Below are 24,440 nucleotides of genomic sequence, written 5' to 3'. Positions count from 1 at the left end.
ACATTTGGGTGAAGGAATTTATTAAAGGGTAACGTTAAGGCCTATTGTAAAAGTCGTTGGCTTGGGATAATCGAAGAAAGTCTGACCCTGGGCAAATGGATTGCCATAAGTGGTAACTTCCGGATCATTGCCGCTGAACTTGGTGGCCAGGAAGAAATTCTGCACCGAAGCATATAACCTCAACTTTTGCAGGTAATACCGCTTGATGCGGGAAGGATCGAACGTATAGCCCAATAACAGATTTCTACCCCTGAGAAATGACCCATCCTCCATCCAACGGGTGTCTACGTTGGTCACATAGCCCGCCTTACTGTTCCTGATGGCTGCAACGGGTGTATTCTCATTGCTGGAAGTCCAGGCATCCAATACTGTGCTGAAGCTATTGGCCAGCGCCTGACGGTCTTCACCCGAGTGTTTGGTCATATTCAACACATCGTTTCCATATACGTATTGCAATTCGAGGAGCAGTTCGAAATTCTTGTACTTAAATGTATTGAAGAAACTTCCCCAACCATCCGGGTTGCCATTACCGATGATACTTCTATCGGCATCGTTGATAGCATAGTCACCGTTTACGTCCAGGTACCTGATATCACCCGGCAATATGGGTTTACCACCCCGGTAGCTGGTGAATTTTGCCGCTTCGGCCGCATCTTTAGTGGCCCAGGTGCCCAGGCGGGTAAGTCCCCAGAATGAACCTACGGGTTCCCCTACCCTAATGATACCGGTTTGATTGGTAAAGTTCGGGTTGCCGACGCCAAATATATCGGCAGGTGTTGCAAGTGCCAGGACTTTATTCTTGTTTATGGATAAATTGATAGCACTGGTCCAACTGAAATTTGGCGTGGTAATGTTCACAGTACCCAGGGAGAGCTCAAGACCTTTGTTTTCCATGCTGCCAATATTCCTGTAAATGGATGCGTAGCCGCTTGAACGAGGCACAGGTGCATTCAACAGCATGTCGGTCGTTTTACGATAATAGATATCAGCCTCTATAACGATCCTGTTATTCCACAAGCCTAGCTCTACGCCGAAATCGGTTTGTGTTGTCTTTTCCCATTTCAAGTCAGGATTCTCCAGGCGGCCCAATCCCACACCTGCTGTTCTTGTGTTGTTGATAATGGCCGCATAGTCGGATCCAAGCAATGAGAGGGATGAATAAGAAGGGATTTCCGAGTTACCGGTTTCACCAACACTGGCCCTGAACTTCAAATTAGAGATCAAATTGCTGTTCTTCAGGAAGTCTTCGGAAGATGCTCTCCAGGCTACTGCCGCAGAAGGGAAAAATGCATATTTGTGATTGGCCCCAAATCTCGATGATCCATCGATCCGGCCGGTTAATGTAAACAGGTATTTGTCATTAAGCACATAATTGAACCGTCCGAAGTATGAGTTAAAGGCAAACTTCGCCCTACCCGAACTTCCGGGATTGGGTTTGCTGGCCGCTCCCAGGTTATTTGCTTCAAAATAATCAGTGGAGAAGTTTTCTGATCCAACCCCGGTATTGAAGATATTGGTTTCCTGCCAGGATATACCTAACAAGCCGGTGAACTCATCATTCTGCCTTACTTTTTTATTGTAAGTGAGGTAGGTCTCGGACGACCAATATGATTCGCGGTTATTGACAATATTCGCTGTGCCACGCTGATCGAGCGAAATGTTAGACAAAGTACGGCCATTATATTCTGTGATGTTTCTGGTGAGCACATAGGCGCCCAGGACGGTTTTTAGTTCCAGCCCGTTGGCGATAGTGGCTGTTGCATAAACGTTGCCCAAGGTGGTTTGCGTTACCATTCCATATTTGCGCTCGGTCATGATGTGAACGGGATTGGAACCGCCTTCTGCATCGGGATAATCAGCGTTATCTGCCCATTTGCCATTCGGATATTTGACCGGCAAGAACGGAAAGCTCTCTGTGATCATGCGTACAGAGTTCAATCCACCAGTTCCCTGATCCACAATATTCTCCTGCTGGTTATTATAACTTAATGCTCCCCCGACCTTTAACCAGGGTTTGATCTTGCTGTCGAACACAAACCTGCCAGAGTATCGCTTCAGGTAAGAGTTGAGTAAAAGTCCATTGTCATTCCGATAACCCAGGAATACTCCATAATTGTTATCGGCGTTGCCGTTTGAAAATGACACCTGGTGGTTTTGGGAAATTTTGCTTTGTGTAGATTCCTTCAGCCAATCGGTGTTGTACAATGGATTTCCGTTGGCATCGAACAACAATGGGAGACTCTTGCGTTTCACCCGCGGATCGGGAGTGGATGCATAGTTGCCCGAAGCCCATCCCTGCGGATCGTAGACCTTGATATTATCATATGCAAGATCTTCCAGCGCTACATATTCCTTTGCATCCAGCATTTCAACCCGGTGTGGCCCGATCGTGGGCACACTCAGTTCCAGATCGTAGGTGATACGGCCACCGGAATTGCTGCCCCGCTTGGTGCTTACGAGGATTACGCCGTTTGCACCACGCGCGCCATATATGGCCGTTGCCGATGCATCTTTCAACACTTCTACCGATGCTATATCACTTGAATTGATATAGTCAATAGCGTTACTGTTCTGTGTTTGGGTACCAACGGGAAGAATTACGCCATCGATCACATACAAAGGGTTATTGGAGGTGTTGATGGAACTGAAGCCCCGGATGCGTACATTGGTTTGCCCTCCGGGCCTTCCGGAGTTGGTATTAACCTGTACACCTGGAATTCTGCCTGCCAGCGCCTGGTTCAGTGAAGGCGCCGGCCGCTCGGCCAGTTGAGAGGCTTTCACTGACCCGACGGCTCCCGTGAGATCGGTTTTACGCTGCGTTCCGTATCCAATTACAACTACATCCTGCATGGCCTGACTACTAGCCGCCATGGTTGTGTTCACAACGTCGGATGCGCCAATAGGCACTTCAACCCTATCGTATCCCACAAACGAAAATGTCAACACGGTGACGCCCTGCGGCACTTCAAGTCTGAAGAATCCATCGCCATTGGTTTGCGTGACGGCCGGTGCGCCCTTGGCCTGCACGGATACGCCAGGCAAACCAGTGTTGTCTTTGGAATCGGTAACCTTACCGGTAATCATTCTTGTTTGTGAAAAAGCGTAGGCGGAAGTGAACAAGAGGAAGAGAAATAGAATCCCTGCCTGCCTGAAGTTGGAATAAACCTTTTTCATATGCAGTATTAATTTGGTGAACAAGCCTTTTGCACAGTAGAGGCCGTCAACAGATCCAGAGAGGCTATCTAATTCAATCGTTAGAAATGCCATTATCACTCAATAGCCGGGCTAAGCCAGTACTGTTAACCAGTCAACTATCTACTGTTGAGTTACAGGGGGGGAATAGCTATGATCGATCATGGCGCTGAATACCAGCGGCTTGGTTTCACACGGTAGTAAAGATTCAGGAGAGTATCCAATATTAAGTAACTAAACCGATTTTGCAAAATAAGTTTACGAAACCGTTCCAACTTGCTGAATCTACGGTTGAAATCCGGGAAGGGAGGAATTACTCGACAGCTTTGGGGCAGGATTCGGGTGTTGTAACATTCAGGTTGCTCAAAGATGCAGTTGCCTGGGACAAGGCCTGGATAGCAGGTTCAGTGGGATGATTCAATTCGATACAGAACACATTCCTACGTACAATTAAATTCACTGAAAGTCAGTAGGGCGCGGATGGCAGGCTTCAGGGGAGTTTTTCAATTTGATAAGAATTATACGCCAATGTAAAATTACGGGAATTAATGACCAGGCGGTGTTGCCTGTTAAGATGTTTCTATTTTATAAGTAACTCAGGACTGTGTAGCGACAGGGACAATATTAAACGGCAGGATCAGCCTCGCAGGGTATAGCAATAAAAAAACCCCGGTTTGTGACCGGGGTAATTATGTAAGAAGGAAATCTAATTAAGCGATTTCAACATCAGCACCAGCTTCTTTCAGCTTTGCAGCCAGAGCTTCAGCATCAGCTTTGCTTACGCCTTCCTTAACGGGCTTGGGAGCGCCGTCTACCAGATCCTTAGCTTCTTTCAGACCGAGACCAGTCAGATCCTTAACGATCTTAACTACGTTCAGTTTGTTAGCGCCACCGTTTTTCAGGATAACGTTGAAAGCAGTCTTTTCTTCTACTGCAGGAGCAGCAGCACCACCACCAGCAGCTACAGCTACAGCAGCAGCAGCAGGCTCAATACCGTACTCTTCTTTCAGGATCTTAGCTAATTCGTTAACTTCTTTTACAGTCAGGCTAACCAGCTGTTCTGCAAATGCTTTTAAATCTGCCATTTTACTTCGTTTTAGAAACCGCCTTCATGGTTCCGGCTATAAATATTTTAAGCCATCACTCCGGCGGAGGTAATTTAATTTGTCTTCACTTATACCCGAAGACTTGGGTAGTTATTTAAAAGTGGCAGGCCTGGACATACATCGCAGCCTGCGACTTTGAATAGCCAATTATTGGGCTCTGTCTTCCAGGGCTTTTACGAGGCCGGCCAGTTTGTTGCCAGCGTTCAGGCCGCTGATAACATTCTTGGCAGGAGACTGGAGCAATCCGATGATCTCGCCGATGAGGTCGTTCTTGCTTTTCAGTGCAGTCAGCGTAGCCAGTTGATCGTCGCCAGCATACACGTCACCATCAATAAAAGCAGCTTTCAGAACTGGCCTTGTTTCTTCTTTCTTACCAACTTTACCGGCAGCGCGGAAATCGGAGATGATCAGAGCGGGTTCTTTAGCATTTTCGCTGAACATGATAGCTGTAACACCATTCAGAGAATCAAAAACGCCGGCAAAGCGCTTTTCATCCAGGCTTTCGAGGGCCTTTCTGATCAAGGTATTCTTAGCAACTTTCATTTCAACATTCTTGTTGAAACAAACGCGGCGGAGTTTACCTACCTGTGCAACAGTGAGAGATTCAGTATTTGTGATATAGAAATTGTTGTACTGAGAGAACTTCTCTTTCAATACGTCAATTACTTCATTTTTTTCTTGCTTTGTCATAACGCAAATTTTTAGATGTTTTCGCTGTCAGCTCTTCTTCCTTGGAAAGGTTCTTAGCCCACGAACGCGTTACTCAATTTAGTTGATTAAAGATTTGGTGTCTACTGGAATAGACGGACTCATAGTGCTTGCCATGAATACGCTCTTCAGGTAAGTACCTTTTGCAGAAGATGGCTTTGCCTTGATGATAGCGTTGATCAGCTCGTTGCTGTTCTCAGCGATCTTGTCGGGGCTAAAGCTAACGCGGCCGATCGAAGCGTGGATGATACCAGCTTTGTCAACCTTGAAAGCGATCTTACCACCTTTAACCTCATTTACAGCAGCTGCTACGTCGTTAGTAACAGTACCTGTTTTGGGGTTAGGCATCAGGTTACGGGGACCGAGGATCTTACCCAGTTTACCAATCTTAGGCATTACGGAAGGAGTAGCAACGATCACATCTACATCTACCCAACCACCTTCGATCTTTTGGATGAATTCGTCCAGACCTACGAAGTCAGCGCCTGCTGCTTTCGCATCGGCTTCTTTGTCGGGATTGCAGAGAACCAGTACGCGTTTTGTTTTACCGGTGCCATGGGGCAGGATAACTGTACCGCGGATGGCCTGGTCTGCTTTCTTGGGGTCAACACCCAAACGGATGTGAAGGTCAACAGAAGCATCAAACTTAGTGGTATTCACATCCTTTACGATTGTAGATGCTTCTTTCAGTGAATACACTTTATTTTTATCGATCTTAGCGTCTACCGCTTTTCTTTTTTTTACGATACCCATTTTCATTCAGTTTTTAGGAAGCCCCCGCATAGTTGCGAAGACAGTAATGAATTAATTTTCCCAGGGAGCTTGACCATCAACTGTAAGTCCCATGCTACGGGCCGTACCAGCCACCATTTTCATAGCACTTTCCAGGGTGAAGCAATTCAGGTCGGGCATCTTGTCTTTAGCAATTGCCTCAACCTGGCTCCAGTTCACTTTACCTACCTTGCTGCGGTTGGGTTCTTTAGAACCACTTTGCAGCTTGGCAGCTTCCAATAACTGAACAGCAGCGGGGGGAGTCTTGATAACGAATTCGAAAGACTTGTCGGAGTAAACAGTGATCAAAACCGGAAGCACTTTTCCAATTTTGTCTTGCGTACGGGCGTTGAACTGCTTACAGAATTCCATGATATTGATACCTTTGGAACCGAGAGCAGGACCGATGGGAGGTGCAGGATTGGCCTGACCACCTTTTGCCTGTAGCTTTACGAAGCCGGTAATTTCTTTAGCCATTTTTAATTGATTTATTGGTTCGAACGACCGTTCCTGGCTGATTACCAGTACTTAGTCTCCCAAATTCCTCTATCCCGTAACGGCACGGGACCATAAAAGAACTTATAATTGGGGACGCAAAGTTAGGGAAAATACGTGAATTTAAAATCATTTTTCCAGCCTGTGAGCAGAGCCAAAGGTAAGGCTTCGGGCGACTGCGGGGCGCGGTTATTTTACCGTTAGGTATGCCAACAAGTGGTAACTAGCTTGTTATAAAGGGGCAAACTTCTTATGAATTTTTATTTTTTGAATTTTTCTACGTAGCTTTTGCATTGAATTGCAACTTGCTGCAATGAATTACACGAACAACTCAAAAAAATAAATCACACTATGGCCAAAGCAAAGAAAAAAACAGCTAAAAAAGCAGCTGCCCCCAAGAAAAAGGCAGCTCCTAAAAAGGCGGCCAAGAAGGCAGCCAAAAAAGCTTTAAAAAAAGTTACCAAGAAAAAAGCAGCTCCTAAGAAAGCAGCAAAAAAAGCAGCGAAGAAAGCAGCTCCTAAAAAGGCAGCAAAAAAGGCCGCGAAGAAAGCCGCTAAAAAAGTAGCCCCCAAAAAAGCAGCCAAGAAAGCAGCGAAGAAAGCCGCCAAAAAGGCCGCAAAAAAAGCGCCTGCTAAAAAAGCGCCTGCCAAGAAAGCTCCTGCAAAAAAAGCAGCAGCCCCCAAGAAAAAAGCAGCTAAGAAACCTGCGGCTAAGAAAGTAGCTCCCCCAGTTGAAGAAGTGATCGTTGCGGAAGAAGTGGTGATTGTGGCAGAACCTACTTATGCTCAGCCAGACAATGATATCGACACAGACGACGATATCGATGTTGAAATCGAGACTGAAGAAACAGCTGACGAGCCAGGCGATGATGATAACCAATAATTGGAGGATATCCTGCTAATAGATATTAAGCCTTTCATTGTTGTAATGGAAGGCTTTTTTGTGCCTGTATGTTGGAGTTGGGGGCTTTGCCTTCGGTTCGCGGTGATGGGTGGCATGCGGAACTGGCCTTACATGCAAAAAGGGCCACAACAGTATTGCGGCCCTTTCGAATATGCTAATGATGTACTAGGCTAATTTCTCCACCTGCATGTAGTTCAATTCTACAGGTGTTGAACGACCGAAGATCTTAACGGTTACTTTCAGTTTCTTCTTCTCGTCGTTCACCTCTTCGATGATACCGTTGAAGTCGTTGAAAGGACCTTCGATGATCTTGATGGTTTCTCCAACGATGAAAGGCTCGATCATGGAAACGCCACCAGCTTCTGCCATTTCATCCATTTTACCCAGCATCTTGTTTACCTCTGCCTTACGGAGAGCGATGGGGTTTTCCTTTCCAAGGAAATGGATAACGTTGGTTGTATTCTTGATTGCTTCGCGGAGATCGTCGGAGAGTTTTCCTTCGATCACTTCGATCATTACGTAACCAGGATAATAGTTTCTTTCGCGCATTACCTTCTTTCCGTTCTGCACTTTGTAGACTTTCTCTACCGGAAGGAAGACTTGCTTAACTACCTCACCCCATCCGCCACGGGAAATCTCTTTGTCCAGGTACTCCTTTACCTTGCGCTCTTTTCCACTCACCACCCGGAGCACGTACCACTTAGTTTCCTGTTGTTGAATAGTTTGATTTTCCATTATCCCTTAAATAACGAATAGATAAATTTAAGTCCTGACTGAGCAGCGAGGTCCATCACCCAAACAATGGCTGTAATCAGGAGCGTAGCTACCAATACGATCATGGTAGATTGCTGCAGCTGTGCCCAGGTTGGCCAGGTGACTTTCTCCAGTAACTCTTTATAAGACTCCTGGAAGTAGGTTGTTACTTTGTTCATAGAAACAATTGAAACCTGAAAATCAGAGAGTTATTTGTGAGGCTGCCGCCATTGGCAATTACCTTTCTCCTGACTCCCTTAAAAATTATTAGCACGGGCACTAGGATTCGAACCCAGATCAAAGGTTTTGGAGACCCGTATGCTACCGTTGCACCATGCCCGTGTGTAAATTATTGACCCGCCTATTTCTAATCGATTGATTAGATATACTATACGGGCTATGCAAAGAGCTTCACTTTTAGAACAAAGTACCTGAACCAATCGGTTCAGGTACTTTGCAAATATACGTCTAAGCTTTCATACTCAACCCTTTTGCAAGGGAAAAGCGTGGCTTATTTTATGATATCAGTAACCTGACCAGCACCTACTGTACGACCACCTTCGCGGATGGCGAATTTCAGACCTTTCTCCATCGCGATGGGTTGGATCAGTTTTACAGTGAGTGATGTGTTATCGCCAGGCATTACCATTTCAGTACCAGCAGGCAGTTCGCACTCACCTGTTACGTCAGTTGTACGGAAATAGAATTGAGGACGGTATTTGTTGAAGAATGGAGTGTGACGGCCACCTTCTTCTTTGCTCAGTACGTAAACTTCACCCTTGAATTCAGTGTGAGGAGTGATAGAACCGGGCTTAACCAGTACCATACCACGACGTACTTGTGTTTTTTCAATACCACGGAGCAGCAGACCGGCGTTGTCACCAGCTTCACCCTGATCCAACAGTTTGCGGAACATTTCCACACCTGTTACAGTAGAAGACAGGGGAGCATCCATCAGACCTACGATCTCGATGGCTTCACCAACCTTGATACGACCACGCTCGATACGACCAGTAGCAACTGTACCACGACCAGTGATAGAGAACACGTCTTCCACACTCATCAGGAACGGCTGATCAACAGGACGGGGAGGCAGCGGGATGTAAGTATCAACAGCATCCATCAGCTCGTCGATTTGCTTAACCCATTTTTCTTCGCCAGCGAGAGCGCCGGTTGCAGAACCCTTGATGATCGGAGTATTGTCGCCGTCGAAACCGTAGAAAGTGAGCAACTCACGGATTTCCATTTCAACGAGCTCCAGTAATTCCGGATCGTCAACCAGGTCAACTTTATTCATGAAAACCACCATACGGGGAACACCTACCTGACGAGCCAGCAGGATGTGCTCTTTTGTTTGGGGCATAGGACCATCTGTAGCCGCCACAACCAGGATAGCGCCGTCCATCTGAGCAGCACCGGTAATCATATTCTTCACATAGTCAGCGTGACCAGGACAGTCAACGTGTGCATAGTGACGATTAGCCGTTTGGTACTCCACGTGGGCGGTGTTGATGGTGATACCGCGCTCTTTTTCTTCGGGAGCAGCATCAATTTCATCATATTTCTTCGCCTGCGCCATACCTCTTGAAGACAAGATAGTAGTGATAGCGGCAGTGAGTGTAGTTTTACCGTGGTCAATGTGACCGATGGTACCAACGTTAACGTGAGGCTTATCCCTCTTAAAAGTCTCTTTTGACATCGTTATCTGTTTTTAGTTGTGTGGTTTTACAATTTATGTTTTTTATCATGTAGTCTGTACCAGATCCGCAAAGCGTTTGATACATCGCACATTTCAAGTTCCTTCCCGCAATTGCGGGATCATACTCCTCAAACGAACTGGGCACTGTATAACAGTAACCCTGCTTGTTTTACAATTTTTTAAAGAACTGAGCCGTTAGTGAGAATCGAACTCACGACCTCTTCCCTACCAAGGAAGTGCTCTACCACTGAGCTACAACGGCTTCTCAGTCATTGAAGTCAGTGCATTCCTCTTATTCAACCGGATTATCCGCCGAATATTCATGCTTGACTTACCTACCAGCGCAAAGTGTAGAACTTTATGCTGTCTGAGCGGGAGACGAGGCTCGAACTCGCCACCTATAGCTTGGAAGGCTATCGCTCTACCAAATGAGCTACTCCCGCATTGTCCGTTTGTCTAAGAACGGTTATTTAAAGATCTCTCTAACCAAATTACCCGCCGAGGCTGTAAGCATTGGCGGGCAGCGGTTGTGGGCAGAAGAGGATTCGAACCTCTGAAGTCGAAAGACAGCGGATTTACAGTCCGCCCCATTTGGCCGCTCTGGAATCTGCCCTTGTATAAACCTCTAAACTCAGCGCCCTGCTTTTTTCAAAATTGAGCTTTATTTATTGAACCCGAGTTTCAGTTTGAGCCACTTGTCGGAATCGAACCAACGACCTACTGATTACAAATCAGTTGCTCTACCAGCTGAGCTAAAGTGGCCTGTAAACCAGTGTTGATTGGTGGAAAATAATCTGACAGTCAACATCATAAAGAACTTCCCGCCATCTCACTGATACCCTGCTAATTTTTTGGGAAGGCAAAGGTAATCGAAATTGTTAAATACAAAAACTTTGAACCCTTTTTTTTTTGCTTGTTTTCAATCCTTTGCGCTTTCGACTACCAGAATTTAAAAAGAAGCTGTTGAAACTGTCGGTTACCCGTTGATTTCGGGCGCAAGATATTGTTTTTATCTTTTCGTTGAACGAATAATTCAAAAGAAAAGGCAGAAAATATGATGCGACCGGCGGATGAAGTCCGGCGTTTTACCCCTGCCGTTTTCATTGGTGACACCTACCCTCGCGCCCGGCTTCATCCGGAGTGTTTTCAGGCTGGATCCGACTGGCGCACTTCATCACAAATTTCGCGAGCCGGCGATGGGAGTATTGATGAGTGGACGGGCTATTTCCAGCCTGGCGGTTGCCTGGGCCACGTGGCAGCCAGGCCATTACCAGGCGGGGGTAAGTAGCCTCAGACCGGGCCTGACCAGGCGCCGGCATAGGCGGGCGTCTCTGCAATGTCTCTATAAGGTCTCTGAAATGTCTCTGTAAAGTCTCTGAAAACCTGTAGAATTTTCCTTTTCAAGTGTCGAAAGGGAGTACCCATTTATAACAACCAATGATCTTTCTCCAGGTAAGCCAATTGCCTCCTGTCGATTTCAGGGCAGCAGGAAACGCCCTGTTGGTGGCACGCAGCACAATAGCCACGCTGGCTACTGCCTGCTTCCTGTATGCAAGCACTTATCTCAATAGCTGGTGTAAATAGATATCAATGAAAGAGGGGGTAATGGCGCTGAAGAGATTTATTCTGCAAAAAATAGCAGGATGAAGATCGCTCCATTATAGCCAATAAAAAAAGCTGCCCCTAAGTGGGGCAGCTTCAAGTTTTTTGCTAGGCTGCTTGTTTTTCTTTTTTCCTTTTTACCTGGTTTACCAGGGATTCCAGTGCATTGTCAAAAGATTCTTCGAACGATTTGGAGGAAGCTTTTACAAAGAACTGGTATCGGGGAATCTGTACTCGTATCTCAGCGATCTTATCCTTAATATTATGAACCACATTATCCAGCTTCAGGAACACGTCTACCTTAATAATGCGGTCATGGAATGTGTTGAGTTTTTGCAGTTTTTTGTTAACATAATCTACCAGTTTTACATCGGGAGTAAAACGCACGGTCTGAATGTTGACGTTCATACAATCGCATTTTAACTGTGAACAATAAATAAAGATCTTGAGGAGTAATACTGCTACATAGGCGAGTGCTTTTTGACTCCTATGAAGTTAATACAGCATCTATTTCTTTCCAAATTAAATTTAACCTTTAAGGGGTACCAAAACATAACGAGTTCCACCATTAATTTGGTATCCTGGCGAGGGATTATATTTCCGCCTTTATATGGCCAAACAAGGGTTCGTTCGCAGTGTTCGGCACGATTGTAATCTTAACATTTATAAAGGCTTTGGAGCTCCAATAGTATGGATACCGCTCAGGCCCGGGGATGGGCTTTCTTATAGATATCTTTCAGCTTCTCTATGGTATTGTGTGTATACACCTGGGTAGCGGCAAGGCTTGCATGCCCCAGTAATTCCTTCACCGCATTCAGATCGGCCCCATTATTCATGAGGTGTGTGGCAAACGAATGACGCAACACGTGTGGGCTTTTCTTATCGATCGTTGTAACCGTACTTAACCAGGCATTTACAGACAGGTATACCGACCTGGCCGATAATTTCTTTCCCTTTTCATTGACCAGCAGTACAGTAGTATCCGGACCTTCAAGGTCTTTTCTTTTCTGCCGCATATAGCCTGTAAGAGAGGTCATCAGCTCCGTGCTCACCGGCACTATCCGTTCCTTATTACCCTTTCCAAGTATCTTAAGGTTATTGCCTTCCTGGTTTACCTGGCTTTCTTTCAGGTTCACCAGCTCTGAAAGACGCATCCCTGTATGATAGAATATAGTAAGGATCATTTTGTCGGTATACCCTTTCCAGTTGTCGGGGAAAACTGTATGCTCTAACAGCTGCCCCATATCCTGCTGTTCTACGAACTGTGGCAGTCTCTTTCTGGCTTTCGGCGCTATGACGCCGCTCATGGGCGTTTTAGTTATGTTGCCAATACGCAGGTGATACTTAAAAAATGACTTGAGGGAGGAGATCTTCCGGTTGATTGTTCGTGCTGAACGCTTTTTCTTTTCGTCCTTTAGATTGGCCAGGTAACTCCTGACCATGGAGGTGGTGATGTCCTGCAGGTGAGGCGCCGTCATTTCATATTCAAGAGCCAGGAATCTCGCAAATTCCTCTAAATCAAACCTGTAGGCAATGATGGTGTTTTCGGGATACCTCTTTTCTTTGGAGAGATAATCAATAAAAACGGCCAGTGCATCTTTATCGCTTACTACCATAGCTTAGCTTTTTTCGGGTATATAGCCAATGTACACCCAATCACCTTCAACATTTGAACACTCGTATTGTTCCAGACCGACAAGACTGCTCAGCATTTCTGATTGGGGAAAGAAAAGGATATGCTCATCTAATGTATAGTAAAAATATCGTTGTTTGGGCGTGATAATGATGATCTTTTGCCGGGCCACGCGCTTAAGCTCTTTTACCAGATCGCCGGCATTGTAGATATGCTCAATCGTATGGGTACAAAGCACCACGTCGAACGATTTATCCGGAAAGGGCAGGTCCGTTGCTTCGGCTTCTGTGAAGGCTATGCTTTGCGGTAAGTCTCTTTTTACGAAATCGGCTCCCTGCAGCGACAATTCCGGATAAGCCTGGTGCACCAAACTTAGCAGATGTCCTTTACCACAACCCACATCCAGGACTGAGCCTACTGAGCCTCCGCAATGGCTTATGATGGCACGGATACCAGATTCCGATACATCCGTTTTCCTGTCGGATGAAATGGAATGGATCTTTGCATAGAATTGCTGCAATTGCTGCGGATTCCACTCAAAATACTTCCGTTTAAAATCCATCAGGGTGGATATATGCTTTCCCCGATAGGCCAGGTAGTAAAATGGATACATGAACCACCTGCTATCCCTCACCACCGGAGGGATGCACTCATCCATTACAAAACGGATCCGGTTTGTCCATTTCCTATTCATCTATGCGGTATTTTCCAGTTAGGTCATTGATCGTGATCCTGGCCAGGCCCCATAGCATGGAGAACCCGTCTTTCAACACTTTTACAGAGGTAGTTGCCTGCGGATACACGTGAACAGGGAGCCTTGCAATGTGATAATTGTTTTTCCGCGCAATAAACAATACTTCCACATCAAATGCAAAGCGGCTAAACGTCACCTTATCAAACACCGACTTAGCTGTATGGGCTCTGAAGCCTTTGATGCCACATTGGCTATCCCTGATACCCTTCACGTAGAAATTGCTAATGATCCAGGAAAGGATGCGGCTGCCCCATTTTCGTGATCTGCTGAGTGTGTCGGGAAACCGTGATCCCGGCAAAGTACGGTCGCCAATGGCCACCACTTCTCTTTGCAGCTCGTCAATGATCGCCTGAACAATTGAAAGATGAAATGGGAAGTCGCCATCCATGAATAGGATATGATCGCCTTTAGCCGCCAATACGCCTCTTTTAACCGCCACCCCCTTACCGGCATTCTGTTCATTGCGAATATACAGGCAGTTATGGTGAGCGGCAATCAATTTTATCTGCGGGCCCAGTGCAGAGCCATCATCCACCACAATCAACTCGTGATCAGTTTTCAGGTCATTGAAGAAACCGGTGAGGGCTGCCAGACCATCATCAAGCCTTGTAATTTCATTATAAACAGGCAACACAATACTGATCATCGTTTGGGAAAGTATTTCTCCTTTGTTTTTATTTTAGTCGGTCATCTATCAATCCCCATCGCGCAAATTTACCTTCCGCCCCTATTAGCGTATCCACCCCGTGATACTCTGCATAAAAATAAGCCAATTCCTTTTTGTTGGGTTCGTCTTTGAAATAAGAAAAAGATGGTGGCATCGCAAACTCTTCCAATATAAATCTGTGTTTATTGCCATACTTTTCCCGGGCGATCCTCTCCGCTTCTTTTTGGTAGGTCTTAATGACAACTACCTTGTTGCCGGCAGCTTTTTCGCGTAGTATATCAGCTTCCCGTTGCTTTAATATGGCAGCATGGAGTGGAGCCTCTACCAGGTTTTTCATCAGTTGCCAAGCAAACCCCGATCCTGTCAACGCTATGCAAAAGATGAACAAAAATGCCCGCATCATCAACACCCGGTTAAGGAGTAATGTGTCCATAAGCTGCCGGATCCTGGCAGCATTCAACAAGATGATCCACCAGCATCCCACTACAGTAAGACACACCATGATATTGATGGCCCTTGGTGGTATCACTTCGTTGCCCACCTGCCTGATCACTACATCAAAACAAAAGATCATAGCGGCCAAACATGCAACCTGCACCATCCAAAAGTTTCTTTTGGTGGTCCAATACGCCAACACATTTGCTTTAAGATAAGCGGATGCAATCACTATACCGAGACAGCTTACATAGAACAAAGGGCTGGTGAATATATTCAATAGCGTTTGCCAGGTGCGATAAGCCGCTCCTGCGGCAGATTCCAACAATGACTGCTTCTGTACATAATGACCTGCGCGTGCCATATTACCAGGCAATTGCAGTACAGCCAGCACTACCAGTATGGAAAGACCCGCCAATGCCCCTATTTGAACCGGTAAGGGCTTTCCCATGGCCAGGATCGAAATGCCGATCAAAAATGGCAATGCGCAAACGTAATACAACATGACCTCGTTACAACCGGCCAACAGGCAGGTTGCCACACCAACGACCAGCGTCCACATCCACCTACGCTTTCCGGCAGCTTTTAGCAGGCAGGAATAAGCACAGGTCAGTAATAAGAAAAAGGCAAAAGGGAGCAGATAAGTAACACCGGTAGCCATCCAATAGATGAAAGAGGATATTTCGGGCACTACCTCCAGGAAAACCAACAGGATCATGGCCGCAATCAAAGCAGCCATCCATCCCGACAATACCGGCTCAAACAAATGCCGGCCAATCATCCGCACGAAGAAGAATACACAAGAAAAAGCGATTATTAATGTACCCAACAGCAACCATCCATAGGCGCCAAGCAGCGTCTTGGAAGAGCTGATTGTAAGGAAAACAGGTATGCTGGTAAAACGACCATTCGACTCTTTCAGGTACCATTTAATGGCGCCGCCGAGGCCGTACACCTTTTTGAGGTAAGTGCCGGCATAATCATCCATGGAGGGAAACTGGAAGAAGCAAAGCCAGGCAATCAGGATCAGAAAAGTGAAGAGCAACAAGCCAACGATCCAGGTTAGTCTTTTCATCAGATCAGGTGTTTAAGTGTACGTCCATACTCCCCACCCTTCACTCCCTATACACAAAAAAAAATAGCCACAAAGTCAAAAACTTTGCAGCTATAATAATATGCTATTCAGAATGAACGAATTATGCTTCGATCTGTCCGCTTGCTATCTTCTGTTTGTAGACTGCTTTCAAAACCTGGCCACGACGTCTTACAGAAGGCTTCGTGTAGGATTGACGCTCTCTCAATTGCAACAGGATCTTAGCCTTCTCAAATTTTTTCTTGTACTTCTTGAGCGCCTTGTCAATATTTTCGCAATCTTTTGAATCGATAATCAGCATAGTTATTATACCTCCTTTAATGCTTTGGGGCAGCAAAGATAACAGAAAATCCGAAACAGAACAAGATTTCCCATTAAAAACCGACTTTTGTTACATGTTTACTGGAATTATTGAAGTTTTAGGCCGGATAGAATCAGTTTCCGAAGCAGGCACTAACCGTGTATTCTGGCTTTCCTCCCCCATCTCCCAGGAATTAAAGGTAGACCAAAGCGTTTCACACAGTGGCGTTTGCCTCACCGTTGAGGAAATCAAGGACAACCGTTACCGGGTTACCGCCATCGAGGAAACCTTACATAAGACCAACGTGGGCAGCTGGCAGCAGGGCGACCTGGTAAACCTTGAAAGATGCCTCACCTTCAATGGCCGATTAGATGGGCATATTGTGCAAGGGCATGTCGACGCAACCGCCGAATGTATTGATAAACAAGACCGTAACGGCAGTTATGAGTATCGTTTCCAGTTTCCGGATAAATTTGCCGGCCTGGTGATCGAAAAAGGCTCCATCAGCCTCAATGGCATTAGCCTAACTATCTTTAATGTAGGCAGAAACGAGTTTTCTGTCGCTATCATCCCCTATACTTTTGAACATACCAATATTCAGCATATTTTACCGGGCAACAAGGTTAATATTGAATTTGATATGGTCGGCAAGTATGTTGAAAGGATATTCAAGGTACGAACCGACCAATAATCTCATCGACCTAATGTACACGCAGCAACTAATTGAAAGATATAAACTATCAAGAAAGAAAAAATGGCTCGACAAACACACCCAGTATAGGTATCAGTATGCATTTATTGGGGTCGGCCAACATAGTATAAGCAATCTATATCCGGTTATTCATTATCTGGGATTACCGCTTAGCAAGATCTGCTCAAGGCACCGGGAGCATGCTCAAAAGATGGCCTCCCAATTTGCCCATTGTACCGGAACAGATAATATCCAGGACATTCTGGATGACAAGTTAATTAAAGGCGTCTTTGTTTGTGCCGCTCCGCAACATCATTTTGAGCTTGTAACTCAGTTGCTAAGGGCTGGCAAACATGTTTTTGTGGAAAAGCCCCCCTGTTACTCCCTTTCATCGCTGCAAGCGCTGATTGAATATCAAGGCTCACACAACTGCCAAACGGGACTACAAAAGCGGTTTTCTACAATCAATAGATTACTAAAGCCACACCTGCCAAAGGCTAAATCCTATAGTTACCGTTATCTTACAGGCCCCTATCCGGAAGGAGATGCACTTTTTGAATTATTCATACACCCTGTAGATAATCTTATCCAATTTTTTGGGCCAATTACCGAATCAAGCATTCATTTCTCAGGAAAAGACAATCCTACCTACTTTATACACCTGACACATAAGAATAATATCCAAGGAATGCTACAGGTATCGACTGATTTTTCCTGGCAGCATTCGGTTGATGAATTGGAAGTCAATACAGGATCGGATATTCTCCATGCCAGCTATCCTTTCAGGCTCACAGGCATTCAAAAGCCTATTCGCTTTTTAAACCTCCCCATTGAAAAGATCCTTAAGACTCCCGTTCAACAAAAAATTTACCTGGATAATAATGCTTTCTCGTTAACTGCCGCCAACAACAATCTCTATCTGCAAGGCTTTGGAGGCGAAATAGAGCATTTTGTGAGGATGATAGAAGAGGACAGGCGGGATGAGCTACACAATCTCAATAGCCTGCTACCGACGTATGAGATGTTAGAGAAAATGAAATTAAAGGTGTCTTCGTAAAAAATACCATTACTGACCGTTATTCCGGAAATAAGATTCATAAGTGCTGCGCGCGTCAGATTCCCATTGGTAGTAACCAAACATCTTCGAAGTCAGGAACCGACCAAAATATTTCTCGAAAGTGCGGTATAGGATCACATCGTATTTCCTGTGAAAGTTGAGCCAGCACTGGTTACAATTATGTACATACTCCTTATGCAATTCCTGTGTTTCTGTTCCGTTGAAAATCTCATCGAGGCTTTTTTCGAACACATTGCCCAGTTTAAGATCAAGATTCTGACAGATTGGAACGCTGCCATCGGGTAATATGACGAGGCTGTCAAGGATGCTATAACATCGCATTTTCAGGTTTCCCTTACGCCATTCATTGTACAGCACCAGAAAGTCATAATTTTCACTGAATTCTTTGATGATTTCGGGTATCTTATCGGTAAAATCGCCATCGCCCATGTAGTTGTGTTTGGCAACTCCCAGGTCGCCCGTAATTTCATCTTTCTTATGGGACTTTGCTTTTTCAAACTCAGCTGATTGCTTCCATTCATTAACCTCCGCAAAGCGTAGTGACTCCTCCCCTTTCCGGCTGCCAATTTCAGTTTCATGCGCTTTGTCAATGGTGTCGAAGAAAGCGATGTCGTTGTATATCCCCACGCGCATGTCGATTCCATATTTTTTACATATCTCGGCAACATGTTGCATGTCGTCGAAATCATTATATGGAGATAGCGTAAACATTACCGACATTGGCAAAACTTTGTACAAAGCCTCGATGACTTCAAGCACACTATTATATCCAGGCTTCCCGCGCATATACAGATAGGTGGCTTCGGTACCATCGAGCGAAATCAACAATCGTTTTGGCGGATATTTCTTTACGGCCTCAATCAACCGGGCCGGTTTTAAACAATTGGAGAGCAGGTCATATTGGGGATGATTATGGTAAAACCATTCCATGATCTTTTCCGCATCCGGATGCAACATAAATTCTCCTCCTTCCAATCCTACTGCTGTATGCTTTGTAATACACTTGCTTGCCATGATCTCCTTTATCTTTTCAAACGACAGATAATTTACGGGACGTTTGGCCCAGATCAAGCAATGCTTACAAGCAGAATCACAGAGGTCAGTGGCATATATCATTAAAGTCGACAATTTCTTATTACCAGGAAATACCTGATTATTCAGAAATGTTCTACCTCTCGAAAAATAGTTTGAGAATTTATACATACTCTACTTTCAGAATTGTGCTTTCATGATTGACAAGAGAAGATAAGCCAAGATCAATCAAATTTAATTAATAATTCATTTACTGCTATTTAATTGTAGAACGCTCCATTTTTCTCTATCCCAGAAGAGAATGGTTTCTTTTGCTGATAGGAAAGGTCTTACCCTCAAATTGTTCCTGTTATTATACAGAGGGCTACCAGGCTCCTTTTTAAAATAAACGGAAGGAGGTATAAAAAGGCCGCCTGGGGTTGACTCCGGCTTTATTCTACCAGGCCAACTCCGCAACTCATCCCTTTTCGCCTGATTCACAATAACTATGGAGGCCGTGTCCTGGCGATTCAATAACAAGGCATCCTGGAAACCAGCCCTAAATACATATGCACCCTCAATTTCTTCCGGTAAATTGATAACATACACCTTCCCTTCCGAACTGTATTGTTTTGTCAAGGATAATAGTTCGTTAACTGCCCCGGATGCTTTCTTCCAATGAACCAAGCTCAGCTGCAGATAAAAGAGTTGGTATAGTATGATCACTACTGTTACCCATCGCAGCCATGGCTTTTGATAGAAAAAAACGATAAGCACGAAAGCAATCAGGGCACATAAAAAGAAGGATGGGAAATGCAGGAATCTGTCACTTTCCGAGGTGTGCGTGCTTACTCCAAAAAGGAACGGAATAAGCGAGGCTACCAGAAAGAAAGCTATCAAACTCAAAAAATAACTGACTGAAGTTTTCTCGAACTTTAAACGTTTCCATACCAGGAAGAACAAAACTATGAATCCCAGCAAACTAAAGATGAACAAGCCGGTAATAAGTTGAACGTTTTGCAGGGGAGGCCAAATATATCTTCCCAGGACTTTGAAAATTTTTGCCCCCAGGCCAGGAAGGCTAAAATTCAACATACCAGCCCCGTAATCACCAGTTACGCTACCCGAAGCCAATACCCTTATCAGAAAATGCGCTACGAGCACGCCTCCCATGACCGTCATCCACATAAAATACCGGCGCAAACCCGATTTTTCGAACCATAGCCAAATAAAAACCAAGGCCGGGAGCACCATAACTGATTCATAACCAGTCATGGCCACAAAAAAACAAACGGCAACACCTATTAATTTCCAGGATTCTTTCCATTTACCCACCATGATTACGAGTGCCATCATTCCGAAAGTACTTGCCAACAATGAGGCTCTTCCTAATACCCAAACTACAGGCTCGATGTGAAAGGGATAGGTGAGGAAAACCAATGCTGCCAGTGCCGCGAATTGTATTTGTTTTTTTTTATCAACGGTCCATTTCCACTGTCTGCAAAAATGGAACAAAAGCAATGTATCCAATGCATGTAACAGGATATTGGTGATATAATAACTTACTGGATTTAAACCGGTGATTTGATAATTTAAAAACAAAGTTATATCCGATAGAGGCCGGAAGAACCCATTTATGTTCAACGTTCCGTCCATACAAACCTTCCTGATCACCAAAAAATCGTCACTTAAAAAGGAATTACTGATGATAGGGGCATAAAGCACCAATGACAGGAAAATAAGAATCAGCAACTGCCACCACCATTTTAATTTGAGTAAAACCATAGGTCACATAATCTTATTCATGATTAAAGTATAACATCTGCCGGAGCTGTTCGGCCACCTTCTTGTGGCCGGAAGGCCTGATATGCAGGTCCAATTCATAAAAGTCACTTTTGGAAAGATGGCTGGCCATATTTAAGACCTTCAGATTGCCGGCAAAACGCTCTTTATAAGGCGACTGCTTTATCATTTTTTCCAGAGCATCGATGAATCCACTTTGCATATGGTCATAACTATCTAACAAGGTAATTACCACAGTTACTTTTGAAAAGTCGATTTGTGGCGAATTCTGTAAAATTCTAAGGAGGGCAGAGGCATGCTGCTGCGCTTCTCCAAATGGCACCTCACGCTCAAAGGGTAGCGCAAAAACCGGTTTGATCCGGTTGATGGTTTTCTTAATGAATGCCTGACTGGTAAGTAGCCCATATTTACCCGGAAAATAGGTTTTCAACAGTTCTTGTTTGGCCACGATGGTATCATAATACAACTCGCCTGATATGGGGAGCAAGTAATTATTATTTAAATAGCTATTGTTCTCACCCAGATCGTTGTAGCAATATTGAATCACCAGGCATTTCATGGCGCTCGTATCCAATTGTTTCAGCAAAAGCATTTCCCTCGCGGTGCCATATGACGAGATTCCGCCGTTAAGGGTTTTTCTTCCGCACAAGTGTTCCAACTGTTGTGCAAAAGTCTCATCCTGCTCAACTCCCCACCCCATAGCATAGGAGTCGCCCAGACAAACAATTTCAGGGGCTATCAAAGACTGTTCATCATCTCTCAACCCTTTGCCATTGATAGAATAGGCATTATCAAATTCTGCATTGTAATACCGGAATCGCGCGTTGGGCTTTAAAGTGTAGAAGAGATTCTTGTTATAAGTAGCGGCTTTTTTTTCAAACTGAGGCAGAGCACTACTGTAATAATCATAATAATAGGTGAATGACCATTTGAATAAGGCAGGGATTCGGGCTGGATGTTTGAGCCCAAAAACGCAACCCAGTTCTAATACGACAAAAAACGTCATAACAACAGCCAATTTGCCAATCCAACTGACCTTACCTTTAAAAAGTCTTATCACAGTGGAAACGATAAGCAACAGAAAATATCCCATTATAGACAAAAGCTGAATGCAAATCAAAACAGTTCCAGTAAAATAGCTGCTAATGAATTGTTGTTTGATCACAAATGACTTTATGACCTCTATGATAAGTACAAATACGATCAAATACAAAAATCCACCAACCCATTTCATATTAACTATTTAGTATGCCAATTTTTACCAGGGATGTTCCATACTTTCTTTCGTATACACAATATTCCTTTCGGTATAGTAGGTGCCGGCATTTTTTTTCAGACGAACGGCCTCATTCTTCCGGAAGAGACGCGATAAGAGCGAAATAGGAAACAGGAAAACATAAAACACCATTATCAGTATTAGCCTGCCCGAAACAAATCCGAGCGCCAATGCCAGTTTATTCCATGCCCAGTGGATCATCTCTGCCGCCCAAGGCGCAAGCACTCCAACCAAACCAAGGCACAGGCCGACGATCAGCCAGTAGCGCTGCTTAAAAATGAGATGGCATACTATACATGCCAATACGAGGACCAGGATGGTTTCAAGACTCTTTTTTCGCATGGGCTAAAATAAGGTATAGATAAAGGGGGCAATGGCCGATCCGCCTCCAAATACCAGCAGTATGCCCAATAACAATAGTATGATTATGACCGGGGCCAGCCACCATTTCTTTCTCACCTTTAGAAAGGCCCATATGTCTTTCAGGAAATCCATAGCAATCTTATTTTTCAGGGTCCGATCATCGCGGGATCAATCGGCCTCTATTAGATGTTTCCAATCAGCCGCCTCCTTCCAGGGCAATTGCTGATCCTTGTGCAAGATATAATTTCCTATCACCAGGCAATCCATTTCGGTACGCATGAAACACTTAAATGCGTCTTCCGGCGAATTGACGATCGGCTCGCCCCGAACATTAAAGCTGGTATTGATCATTACGGAACAACCGGTTTGCAGCCTGAAGCTTTGCAACAGCGCCCATAACCGATGATTTGATTCTTTATGAACAGTTTGTATCCTTGCCGAATAATCGACATGGGTTACCGCCGGCAGGTCGCTTCGCAAAAAATATAACTTATCCGACAGGTTTTGGGCATGAAATCCTTCGGGATACGGTATCTGCCGCTCCGGCCTGATGGGCTTAACGAGCAACATATAGGGAGAGGAACTTTTAAGATCGAAGTAAGCTCCGGCATCTTCGGCCAGTACCACCGGTGCAAATGGCCTGAACCCCTCGCGGTACTTAATCTTCAGATTCAGCTTCTTCTGCATGTCCGGATTCCGGGCATCGGCGAGGATACTTCTGTTACCCAAAGCTCTTGGCCCAAACTCCATGCGCCCCTGATGCCAGCCAACTACCTGCCCTGCGGCTATCAATCGGGCCACCTTCTGCATAAGGTCTTCTTCGCGGTCTATTTTCTGGTAGGTCGCTTTGTATTTTAGGAGTGCTGAGTGTATTTGAACATCAGTAAAATCCGTTCCAAGGTAGGAGCCCTTTAAACGATCGGCTTCGGATTCGTCTGCTATACGTTCTTTTTCATAATAGGTATAATATCCGGCCAATGCAGCCCCAAGCGCGCCGCCGGCATCACCAGCGGCCGGTTGAATGAACAATTTCCTGAAGAGGCCGAGCGACTCCAGTTTCCCGTTGGCCACGCAATTCAAGGCTACTCCACCTGCAAGGCAGAGATAATCGGCCCCGGTAATCCTTTTGGCTTCCTTTGCCAGGTTTATCACTGCTTCTTCAAGCACCTGCTGAGCAGCCAATGCCAGGTCGCAATGACTTTGCTCCAGAGGATCAGTTTCCTTGCGCCGCGCTATGCCAAACAACTGGTGCCACTTGTGATCTTGCGCCATACGCAAGCCTACGGCATAATCGAAATACTCCTGATCCAGGTAAAGAGAACCATCTTCCTTCAGGTCTATGAGCTTACTTTTTATAAGCTGCCGGTATTGTGCAACTCTTTCACTCTTTTCGTCGCCATAGGGAGCCAGCCCCATCAACTTATACTCGCCCGAATTGACCTTGAATCCACAATAATAGGTAAACGCAGAATAAAAAAGGCCGAGTGAATGGGGAAAGCCGATTTCCTTCAGCACGGTAATTCTATTCCCTTCTCCGAGTGAGATAGAGCCGGTAGCCCACTCTCCTACCCCATCCATGGTTAGTATGGCTGCCTTGTTGTAAGGAGAGGGATAAAAGGCGCTCGCAGCATGTGAAAGATGGTGTTCCGGAAACAGGAGCTTTACCTTCTTTTTGTCGACAGCACCGATCTTACCAAGTTCCTCCCATATGATCTTTTTAAGAAACAGCTTCTCTTTCAGCCATACGGGCATGGCTGCCATGAACGACCTGAGACCCCGGGGGGCAAAGGCATAATAAGTTTCGAGCAGTCGTTCAAATTTCAGCAATGGCTTCTCATAAAAGACAATGGCATCCAGGTCATTCAGCGAACAACCGGCGAATTCCAGACAATACCTGACCGATGCGGTTGGAAATGAGGCATCATGTTTTTTACGACTGAAACGCTCTTCCTGTACTGCAGCCAGTATTTCTCCGTCCTGGATCAATGCAGCGGCGGAGTCGTGATAAAAAGCCGAAATTCCTAGTATTGTCATATTGACCGAGGTGCTGCTTACAGTTAAACGTTAATTATTATGCCAGGTAACTAAATTATGTTGTTTTTCCAT

At 45.1% G+C, this 24,440-nt stretch carries 24 protein-coding genes and 5 tRNA genes; 4 read left to right on the top strand and 25 right to left on the bottom strand.

Annotated features, from left to right (window positions below):
• Positions 1-21: 21 nt before the first annotated feature.
• From P2H89_RS15240 to rplK, 5 genes are all read right to left on the bottom strand, one after another.
• Entirely contained in the window at positions 22-3,174 is a 3,153-nt protein-coding gene (locus P2H89_RS15240; RefSeq protein WP_275828253.1) for a TonB-dependent receptor, read from the bottom strand.
• Positions 3,175-3,902: 728 nt separating this feature from the next.
• A complete protein-coding gene (rplL, locus tag P2H89_RS15235; protein ID WP_275828251.1) occupies positions 3,903-4,277 on the bottom strand; it encodes a 50S ribosomal protein L7/L12 in 375 nt (124 codons plus the stop codon).
• 168 nt (positions 4,278-4,445) lie between these two features.
• Positions 4,446-4,988 carry a 50S ribosomal protein L10 gene (gene rplJ / locus P2H89_RS15230; protein WP_275828249.1) on the bottom strand — a complete coding sequence of 181 codons (543 nt, stop codon included), beginning with the start codon at positions 4,986-4,988 and terminating at the stop codon, positions 4,446-4,448.
• 78 nt (positions 4,989-5,066) lie between these two features.
• Complete coding sequence (gene rplA / locus P2H89_RS15225; protein WP_345799368.1) at positions 5,067-5,765, bottom strand: 50S ribosomal protein L1; 699 nt, start codon at positions 5,763-5,765, stop codon at positions 5,067-5,069.
• Positions 5,766-5,810: 45 nt separating this feature from the next.
• On the bottom strand, positions 5,811-6,254 hold the full coding sequence (rplK, locus tag P2H89_RS15220) for a 50S ribosomal protein L11 (RefSeq protein WP_275828246.1): 444 nt from the start codon (positions 6,252-6,254) through the stop codon (positions 5,811-5,813).
• A 369-nt stretch (positions 6,255-6,623) separates the two neighbouring features.
• Here rplK and P2H89_RS15215 point away from each other — a divergent pair, with 369 nt between their 5' ends.
• On the top strand, positions 6,624-7,154 hold the full coding sequence (locus P2H89_RS15215) for a hypothetical protein (protein ID WP_275828244.1): 531 nt from the start codon (positions 6,624-6,626) through the stop codon (positions 7,152-7,154).
• A gap of 186 nt (positions 7,155-7,340) precedes the next feature.
• On the opposite strand, the gene nusG is transcribed toward P2H89_RS15215, so the two are convergent.
• The 8 genes from nusG to P2H89_RS15175 form a co-directional block, all read right to left on the bottom strand.
• A complete protein-coding gene (gene nusG, locus P2H89_RS15210) occupies positions 7,341-7,910 on the bottom strand; it encodes a transcription termination/antitermination protein NusG (RefSeq protein ID WP_275828242.1) in 570 nt (189 codons plus the stop codon).
• On the bottom strand, positions 7,910-8,107 hold the full coding sequence (gene secE / locus P2H89_RS15205) for a preprotein translocase subunit SecE (RefSeq protein WP_275828240.1): 198 nt from the start codon (positions 8,105-8,107) through the stop codon (positions 7,910-7,912). The genes nusG and secE overlap by 1 nt, the downstream gene beginning before the upstream one ends.
• Before the next feature lie 92 nt (positions 8,108-8,199).
• Positions 8,200-8,270, bottom strand: a tRNA-Trp gene (locus tag P2H89_RS15200).
• A gap of 169 nt (positions 8,271-8,439) precedes the next feature.
• A complete protein-coding gene (gene tuf, locus P2H89_RS15195; protein ID WP_275828238.1) occupies positions 8,440-9,627 on the bottom strand; it encodes an elongation factor Tu in 1,188 nt (395 codons plus the stop codon).
• 190 nt (positions 9,628-9,817) lie between these two features.
• Positions 9,818-9,889 (bottom strand) — tRNA-Thr (locus P2H89_RS15190).
• 108 nt (positions 9,890-9,997) lie between these two features.
• Positions 9,998-10,070: transfer RNA gene (locus P2H89_RS15185), tRNA-Gly, on the bottom strand.
• An 87-nt stretch (positions 10,071-10,157) separates the two neighbouring features.
• Positions 10,158-10,240 (bottom strand) — tRNA-Tyr (locus tag P2H89_RS15180).
• Positions 10,241-10,316: 76 nt separating this feature from the next.
• Positions 10,317-10,389 (bottom strand) — tRNA-Thr (locus P2H89_RS15175).
• Between the two features lie 675 nt (positions 10,390-11,064).
• On the opposite strand from P2H89_RS15175, the gene P2H89_RS15170 reads away from it, so the two are divergent.
• Entirely contained in the window at positions 11,065-11,211 is a 147-nt protein-coding gene (locus tag P2H89_RS15170) for a hypothetical protein (protein ID WP_275828236.1), read from the top strand.
• Between the two features lie 126 nt (positions 11,212-11,337).
• Here the strand turns inward: P2H89_RS15170 and P2H89_RS15165 are convergent, their stop codons facing one another.
• The 6 genes from P2H89_RS15165 to rpsU all read right to left on the bottom strand — a co-directional run bounded on the left by P2H89_RS15165 (position 11,338) and on the right by rpsU (position 16,112).
• Positions 11,338-11,637 (bottom strand): HPF/RaiA family ribosome-associated protein, encoded by a 300-nt coding sequence (locus tag P2H89_RS15165; protein WP_275828234.1) that lies wholly within the window; start codon positions 11,635-11,637, stop codon positions 11,338-11,340.
• Positions 11,638-11,930: 293 nt separating this feature from the next.
• A complete protein-coding gene (locus tag P2H89_RS15160) occupies positions 11,931-12,845 on the bottom strand; it encodes a tyrosine-type recombinase/integrase (RefSeq protein ID WP_275828232.1) in 915 nt (304 codons plus the stop codon).
• Between the two features lie 3 nt (positions 12,846-12,848).
• Positions 12,849-13,556: a class I SAM-dependent methyltransferase gene (locus tag P2H89_RS15155; protein WP_275828230.1), complete on the bottom strand. Its 708-nt coding sequence runs from the start codon at positions 13,554-13,556 to the stop codon at positions 12,849-12,851.
• Positions 13,549-14,262, bottom strand: coding sequence for a glycosyltransferase (locus P2H89_RS15150; RefSeq protein WP_275828228.1), 714 nt, complete (start codon positions 14,260-14,262; stop codon positions 13,549-13,551). The genes P2H89_RS15155 and P2H89_RS15150 overlap by 8 nt, the downstream gene beginning before the upstream one ends.
• Positions 14,263-14,290: 28 nt before the next feature.
• The gene (locus tag P2H89_RS15145; protein ID WP_275828226.1) at positions 14,291-15,793 is read right to left on the bottom strand and encodes a DUF6056 family protein; all 1,503 of its coding nucleotides are present in this window, start codon (positions 15,791-15,793) and stop codon (positions 14,291-14,293) included.
• 121 nt (positions 15,794-15,914) lie between these two features.
• Positions 15,915-16,112 carry a 30S ribosomal protein S21 gene (gene rpsU / locus P2H89_RS15140; RefSeq protein WP_275828225.1) on the bottom strand — a complete coding sequence of 66 codons (198 nt, stop codon included), beginning with the start codon at positions 16,110-16,112 and terminating at the stop codon, positions 15,915-15,917.
• Positions 16,113-16,206: 94 nt separating this feature from the next.
• Here rpsU and P2H89_RS15135 point away from each other — a divergent pair, with 94 nt between their 5' ends.
• Both P2H89_RS15135 and P2H89_RS15130 read left to right on the top strand, forming a co-directional pair.
• On the top strand, positions 16,207-16,803 hold the full coding sequence (locus P2H89_RS15135; protein ID WP_275828223.1) for a riboflavin synthase: 597 nt from the start codon (positions 16,207-16,209) through the stop codon (positions 16,801-16,803).
• Positions 16,804-16,816: 13 nt separating this feature from the next.
• The gene (locus P2H89_RS15130) at positions 16,817-17,860 is read left to right on the top strand and encodes a Gfo/Idh/MocA family oxidoreductase (RefSeq protein WP_275828221.1); all 1,044 of its coding nucleotides are present in this window, start codon (positions 16,817-16,819) and stop codon (positions 17,858-17,860) included.
• A gap of 9 nt (positions 17,861-17,869) precedes the next feature.
• On the opposite strand, the gene P2H89_RS15125 is transcribed toward P2H89_RS15130, so the two are convergent.
• The 6 genes from P2H89_RS15125 to P2H89_RS15100 all read right to left on the bottom strand — a co-directional run bounded on the left by P2H89_RS15125 (position 17,870) and on the right by P2H89_RS15100 (position 24,368).
• Positions 17,870-19,084, bottom strand: a complete 1,215-nt coding sequence (locus P2H89_RS15125; RefSeq protein ID WP_275828219.1) for a radical SAM protein — start codon at positions 19,082-19,084, stop codon at positions 17,870-17,872.
• A 75-nt stretch (positions 19,085-19,159) separates the two neighbouring features.
• The gene (locus P2H89_RS15120; RefSeq protein ID WP_275828217.1) at positions 19,160-20,677 is read right to left on the bottom strand and encodes a hypothetical protein; all 1,518 of its coding nucleotides are present in this window, start codon (positions 20,675-20,677) and stop codon (positions 19,160-19,162) included.
• Between the two features lie 13 nt (positions 20,678-20,690).
• Positions 20,691-21,929: a hypothetical protein gene (locus P2H89_RS15115; protein WP_275828215.1), complete on the bottom strand. Its 1,239-nt coding sequence runs from the start codon at positions 21,927-21,929 to the stop codon at positions 20,691-20,693.
• A 24-nt stretch (positions 21,930-21,953) separates the two neighbouring features.
• Complete coding sequence (locus P2H89_RS15110) at positions 21,954-22,313, bottom strand: hypothetical protein (RefSeq protein ID WP_275828213.1); 360 nt, start codon at positions 22,311-22,313, stop codon at positions 21,954-21,956.
• Between the two features lie 3 nt (positions 22,314-22,316).
• Positions 22,317-22,466, bottom strand: a complete 150-nt coding sequence (locus tag P2H89_RS15105) for a DUF5989 family protein (RefSeq protein ID WP_275828211.1) — start codon at positions 22,464-22,466, stop codon at positions 22,317-22,319.
• Between the two features lie 36 nt (positions 22,467-22,502).
• Positions 22,503-24,368, bottom strand: coding sequence for a carbamoyltransferase (locus P2H89_RS15100; RefSeq protein WP_275828209.1), 1,866 nt, complete (start codon positions 24,366-24,368; stop codon positions 22,503-22,505).
• Between the last annotated feature and the right edge of the window lie 72 nt (positions 24,369-24,440).

This window comes from Paraflavitalea sp. CAU 1676, from assembly GCF_029223285.1.
Lineage (GTDB): Bacteria > Bacteroidota > Bacteroidia > Chitinophagales > Chitinophagaceae > Paraflavitalea.
This window is presented reverse-complemented; position numbering and strand designations above follow the sequence as displayed.